Annotated in this window: 4 protein-coding genes; 1 reads left to right on the top strand and 3 read right to left on the bottom strand. The window is 62.0% G+C overall.

Features of this window, described 5'->3' with window-relative positions; translation table 11 throughout:
* Positions 1-92: 92 nt before the first annotated feature.
* Complete coding sequence (locus IEY69_RS21290) at positions 93-1520, top strand: type I restriction-modification enzyme R subunit C-terminal domain-containing protein (protein ID WP_189075082.1); 1428 nt, start codon at positions 93-95, stop codon at positions 1518-1520.
* Positions 1521-1793: 273 nt separating this feature from the next.
* Here the strand turns inward: IEY69_RS21290 and IEY69_RS21285 are convergent, their stop codons facing one another.
* The 3 genes from IEY69_RS21285 to IEY69_RS21275 form a co-directional block, all read right to left on the bottom strand.
* Positions 1794-3434 carry an IS1182 family transposase gene (locus IEY69_RS21285; protein WP_189075081.1) on the bottom strand — a complete coding sequence of 547 codons (1641 nt, stop codon included), beginning with the start codon at positions 3432-3434 and terminating at the stop codon, positions 1794-1796.
* Positions 3435-4083: 649 nt separating this feature from the next.
* Positions 4084-4524 (bottom strand): DUF2382 domain-containing protein, encoded by a 441-nt coding sequence (locus IEY69_RS21280; RefSeq protein WP_268243887.1) that lies wholly within the window; start codon positions 4522-4524, stop codon positions 4084-4086.
* 33 nt (positions 4525-4557) lie between these two features.
* Positions 4558-5451: a PRC and DUF2382 domain-containing protein gene (locus IEY69_RS21275; protein WP_188847045.1), complete on the bottom strand. Its 894-nt coding sequence runs from the start codon at positions 5449-5451 to the stop codon at positions 4558-4560.
* Positions 5452-5810: the final 359 nt, after the last annotated feature.

Raw genomic sequence — 5810 nt, 5'->3', positions numbered from 1 at the left:
CGACGGCTTTCGAGGAGCAGGCCCCCATCCCGAACTGACGCTCCACCAAACCCTTGACAGATCACTTTCCCCACCTGCACAACTTCGCGCGCGTGATTGACAACTACGACCGCTACGCGGGAACACTGATCGATGACTTCTCCAAGCCGTCCGGGCAGCCCACCATCGCTGTGAGTGTGGACATGCTCGACACCGGCATCGATGTGCCCGAGGTGGTGAACCTCGTGCTGTTCAAAGTGGTGCGCTCCAAGACGAAATTCATGCAGATGGTGGGGCGCGGCACGCGCCTGCGCCCGGACCTGTTCGGTCCCGGGCAGCACAAGACGCACTTCACCGTGCTCGATTACTGCGGCAACCTCCAGTTCTTCTCCCTGAATCCCGACGGAGTGGAGAGCAAGGTGGCCGAGCCCGTGCTCCAGCGGACGTTCAAGGTGCACTTGGAGCTGCTGCGCGCCCTCGCCCCGCTGAGAGCTTCGGACGAGGAGGCCCGGCAACTCTACACGAAGACGGCGGACGCCCTCCACGCGCGCGTGACAGGCATCCCGCTGGAGAGCTTCATGGTGCGGCCGGTCCGCGATCTGGTGGAGCCGTACCTCGACCGGGCGCGGTGGGACGCCCTGACAGAAGTCGATCACGTCGATCTGGTCCGCCACGTGAGTGGACTGCCTTCCAGCGTGCAGACGGGAGACGAAGGTGCCCGCCGGTTCGACGAGGTGGTTGCGAAGCTGCATCTTGCGCGACTCACGGGAAGTCACGACGCGGCCCGGCTCCAGCGCCGCGTGCAGACCATCGCGCAGGGGCTCGCCCCGAAGACCAGCATCCCCGACGTAGCGGCCCTGGCCGGATTGCTGAACCAACTTCAACAGGGGGCGACCTGGGCTGGCCTGACACCCTCCGCCCTGGAAGACGTGCGTGAGCGGATGCGTGGCCTGGTGGCCCTGCTCGACCGGAACGACCGGACTGTGATCTACACCGACTTCCAGGATGAAATTGTCGGCAGTGGCCTCACGGTGTTCCCCGATCTGGCCGGTCAGGTCAATGAGGCGCAGTACCGCAAGAAGGTGGAGGCGTTCCTGCACGGGCAGCAGGCACACCCGGTCATCCGTAAGGTTCGGTGCGCCGAATCCCTCACCGCAGCGGACCTCGAGGCTTTGGAAGTGCTGCTTTTCGAAGCCAGCGAAATCGAGTCACGTGAGGTGTTCGAGGAAGTGTACGGTCAGCAGGACAACCTCGCGACCTTTATCCGCAGCCTCGTGGGCCTTGACCGGCAAGCGGCCCGGCAGGCGTTCGCCCACTATCTCGACACGCAGGTGTTCAACGCCAAGCAGATCCGCTTCGTTGAGAACCTCGTCGAAATGCTCACCCGGAAGGGCAGCGTTCCGGTCTCCGCGCTTTACGAACCTCCGTTCACGAATGCCCATCCGCAGGGCATTGATGGCGTCTTTCAGGAGGACGACGCCGATCGGCTCGTCACCCTGGTGCGGAGGTTAGCTCGGGCTACCTCGCCCGCTCAGGCCTGAAGGCTGATAGGCGACGTGTCCGGTTCCTGCAGGTAGGGACAGAACGTCCGCCAATCAGCCTGTAGGACAGGTCTTCACATCTTGCGCCACCTGACGGTCCCTCTACCGCTAGGTGCAGGCGCACTGGAGTGCGCCTGCACCTGACCGGCTGTGGCCGTCTGGTCACCGCGGCCCGACGGCATGATTCGCATTACAGGGGTCACGACACGGATCGGCCCTGGCTGTACGCTAAGGTTGCGAAAACGGTCGGACTCTGCTGGCGAATTCGGCAGGTCAGGCGGCACGGAGCTGTGCAAAGCGGGACACTCTGGTTCCACCGGGACGCTCACCGTCCCACCAAGCCACCAAGCGGACGACGTTGACTGCCAGAGCCGTCAACACATGCTGAAGATGCGTCTTCTCGATACCGATGTAGCGACTGCGGCGGAGTCCAAAGGCCCGTACCCCCTGAGAGATGGTCGCTTCGATCCCTGCTCGTCGCTGGTATCGCACTTTTGCCTCCTCGCTGTTCATGGCGTCCCGCGCAGCGTGCAGCGCTTCCTGCTGAGCCTGCGGCTGAAAGGTCAGCGACTTGGGCCGCGTCTCTGAGCGGACACAAGATGACCGCACAGGACAAGCCCGACACGTTTCCTCCGGAAACGTGACGATGATGATCGACTGGCCGGTTTTTCGGGTCGTCGGCTTCCACTGCTGACTGGCATGTCCTTGTGGGCAGACGACCTCGCGCTGCGCCCAGCGGACATCAAACGCTCTCAAATCAAAGGCGCCTTCAACTTTCTGCGTCCAGGAGGTGTTGGGTCGCACGGGACCGATGATCTCGGTTCCATGCTGCTCTCGCGCGGACACGATGAGTTCCGCGCCGTTGTACCCGGCATCAACCCAATGCTGTTGCGGACTCAGGCCCTTCTCGTAGAGCTGTTCCTGAATCTGCTTGCCGATCGGAGCATCCTGCTCATGGGCCTGGGTGGTGACCACGTGGGTGATCAGATGGGGCAGGTCGTCGTCACACGTTTCGCTGAGATGGACTTTGTAGCCCGTCCACTCCCGGCCCCGTTTGGTGCTATAGCGCGCATCCATGTCGTAGGGCGACTCGAGCATGTCTCCTTTCGGGAGCTCTTCGCGCGTACAGAAGTGCTGCTTTCCCTGCTTCGAGATGAACTGGCGCTTCCAGCAGCGACGTAACGCTTCTGTCTCCGGAAGCTGCCGTGCAGCTTCCGGAACATCGTCACCAAGCAGCAGGATCAAGAGATCATGGCCGTCCTGGCCGATGGTATCCGCGAAGGCCTGCTTGGCCGCTTCACTCTTCGGGAGTCGGTAGGTCTCGGCCCGGTGGGCGTAACGGTCGTACCATGTTTCAGGAGCAATCTGCTGCACCCAGGCGGGCGCAGCAGTCGCTAGAGCATTCAGGAGCGCCCGCATCGTCTCGACGATCAGTTCCAGTCGGTTCATCACGCGAATGGCTGCCATTACGTGAGTGGAGTCTGTTCGCAGCTTGCCGTGTGGACGCAGCACGCCCAACTCCTGGCAGCGCGCCAGCAGCCGGTCCAGCATCAGCAGGGGATTATCCTGTGCCAGCAGCCGCTGGCGAAACTCGGTCAGCACACTGGCGTCGAAGCCGGGGTGATCCAGCTCCAGTGACAAGGCATACTTCCAGGCCAGGTGCCCCCGGACAGCATCGGCAGCCTGGCGGTCGCTGAGGTTCTCGACGAACTGCATGATGGTGATCAGGGCCAGTCGCCAGGGAGCCACTGCGGGCCGCCCCCGACCCGAGTAGACCTGAGTAAAATCCTGGTCGAGGAGCAGCGGACCCAGTTCATCGCGGAGGCGAATGAACAGCGCGCCTTTTGGAAAGGCAGCATGAGCAATGCGTGCTGTCTCAGCGGGCACTTCTGGCACTTCCATAGGGCGCAACATTCTTCAGTGTGCGCCTGAACTGCCGAATTCGCCAGCAGAGTCCGGTCGTTTCTGCACCATTCGTTGGGGTTCGGTGCGTACAGCACGCAGGTATTGCGAATTGGTATTGCATAACGCCGGGTTATGGCAACAGGAAATCGCAATGTACGCGGGCACCTGAAATTTAGCCTGTCTGTCGTTCCACGCGCATCTTCAAGCTTTTGCAATAGGAAATCGCAACCTTAGCGTACAGGGCAATCGAATTCGTGTCGTGACCCCTGAAAGGGCGGGGATTCCCCGCCCGGTTAAGGCTGGGCGGCCGGCGGCCGTCTGGGTGTCCTGCTGCTTCCACCGGACGACGTAGTGAGGGGGAACGCCAAGGTCACGGGCAATCGGTCACGGGCAATCTGGGCGCAACTCTTTCCGGTCGTGCGGACCAGCCGGACGGCTTCTTGTTTGAACTCAGTGGTGAATTGCTGCTTGGGTACGGACATTCTGTCCTCCAGTGTGGATCACACTGAATTTACCCTCCACCAAACTCTATCCAGTTCAGAGGACGAGCCTCTGAGCCCGTCCTCCGTTGTGCCTCACCCCGGCGATAGGGCTGAGTCTAAAGGGCACGCGGGCCTGACTTCGCTGAGGGCTCTGTTCGGCCCCTCAAGCTCCAGGTTCAGGTTTCCCTGTGGTCTTCCGGCGAATCTAGGACGACCAGATGGCCGTCAACGTCCTGCTGCTCGACTACGAGTTCCTCATACGCCAGTTCGACGGGCACCGTGTGCTGCACCGTCCGCGTTTCCTTGGCGATGTATACGTCCTGAACGGCGTATACCTGCTTGACCACCTGCACCTGCTCCTGGGACAGCAGGACCTCCTGCACCGTCCCGGGCTCCAGCAGCCTACCACCCAGGAACACCTGTCCCTGACCAGCGGAGGTCTCGATGACCAGCACCTCGTCCGTCAGGTCCACCTCGATAGTCTGCACGCGGGTCCGGCGTTCCCGGCGGATCACCACCTGCCCCGCTGCGACCCGCTGCCTTTCGACGGTCGCACGTTCCTCTCGCAACTCAAGGGTGCCTACAGGCACCCTCTTCACGTCTGATTCGTGGTCCATAAGAGCAAGGGGGGCCTACGGCCCCCCAGCGCCTCAGCGGCGGTCGATCTTCCCGTCGAGTGGATCGACCGCGTCCGCAACGCGGTCGCCCAGGCTGCGGTCATCCGTGCGCAAGGCCGCGTCGCCACCCTGGACATTCACTTCGCCCGTTTGCTTCACATCGAGCACTTCGCGGCCCACCGTTTCGGTCACGGTCTGCTGCTCGGTCACGGTGCGCTTGCCCACCTCGACCTCCTCAGTGACGAACGCCTGCTTGCTCACATCGGCCCGCTCGGCTTCGAGCTCAACGCGCACCGTTTCACTGCCCGCGCCCAGCGTTACAGCGCCTTCCACCGGCCGCGCCTCACTCACCGGGCGGCGCTCGATGACGATTTCCTCGCGCTCCAGCCCGACAGTGACGTTCTCGGTACGGGTTTCCACGTGTTTACCAATCTCGACTTGGCCGGCCACGTAGCGGTCCTTGTTCACGCGCAGCCGCTCTTCGAGCAGTTGCAGGCGCTGCGGGGTCGCGAATGCCCGGTCATCCTCGCGGTAGTTCAGTGTCCCCTGCTCGGTCTGCTGACCGGCGTAGTCTTTGCCGTAGAGCACGCGGATGTTCTCCACTTCCTGGTCGTACGGGTAGTCCTGCCCCGCCACGTAGCTGGACATGTCCTTGACCTGGTCGCGGGTCAGATGATCAAAATACACGCCATCGTCTTCAACGCGGGCCGAGCCGACGGGCACCATGACTTCCTTGGCGGAGAACCAGCTGCCCACCTCGACCACGAAGTACCGAATGCGGCCATTGTCGTCGGTGAGGATCTCACGGATGGTGCCGACCTTTTCGCCGTTCTGGGCGTAAGCGTGACGCCCCACGATGTCATAGGTGTCGCCCAGGTCGTATTGGCGGTCGCGGATCAGTTCGGATACAGGCATCAGTCTGGCCATGGTCAGCTCCTTGGTGTGATGGGGTGGTTGGGCCACCCGAACGCTCCGAATTGTGTCCGCGACAGCGCTGTGATGTTTAGGAGGAAACTAAAGGGTACTTGAGGTGCGCAGAAACATAAAGTCGCGCTTGAGACGTGGTAAACAGCAGGTGAACGATGGTTGGTCGAGCGTGTCATGGGTCATTTGCGTGTTCACGCCTGCATGGTTGCTGACTGGTTCAGCATTTGGAGTTCCGTAATGGCCTCAGAGAGCTCCTCCAGCTGGAGGTTGACTGAATTCAATCTAGGCCATGAGGGTTCTGGCAACTTAACCTCGGCGGAGCCGAAGAAGCTCAACAGGTCGCTTGGGAATCAAGCGAC

The organism is Deinococcus sedimenti, from assembly GCF_014648135.1.
Taxonomy (GTDB): domain Bacteria; phylum Deinococcota; class Deinococci; order Deinococcales; family Deinococcaceae; genus Deinococcus; species Deinococcus sedimenti.
This window is presented reverse-complemented; position numbering and strand designations above follow the sequence as displayed.

Coding starts and splice junctions, on each gene's coding strand:
- IEY69_RS21285 (WP_189075081.1), bottom strand. CDS start 3,434: ATGTTGCGCCCTATGGAAGTGCCAGAAGTGCCCGCTGAGACAGCACGC.
- IEY69_RS21280 (WP_268243887.1), bottom strand. CDS start 4,524: ATGGACCACGAATCAGACGTGAAGAGGGTGCCTGTAGGCACCCTTGAG.
- IEY69_RS21275 (WP_188847045.1), bottom strand. CDS start 5,451: ATGGCCAGACTGATGCCTGTATCCGAACTGATCCGCGACCGCCAATAC.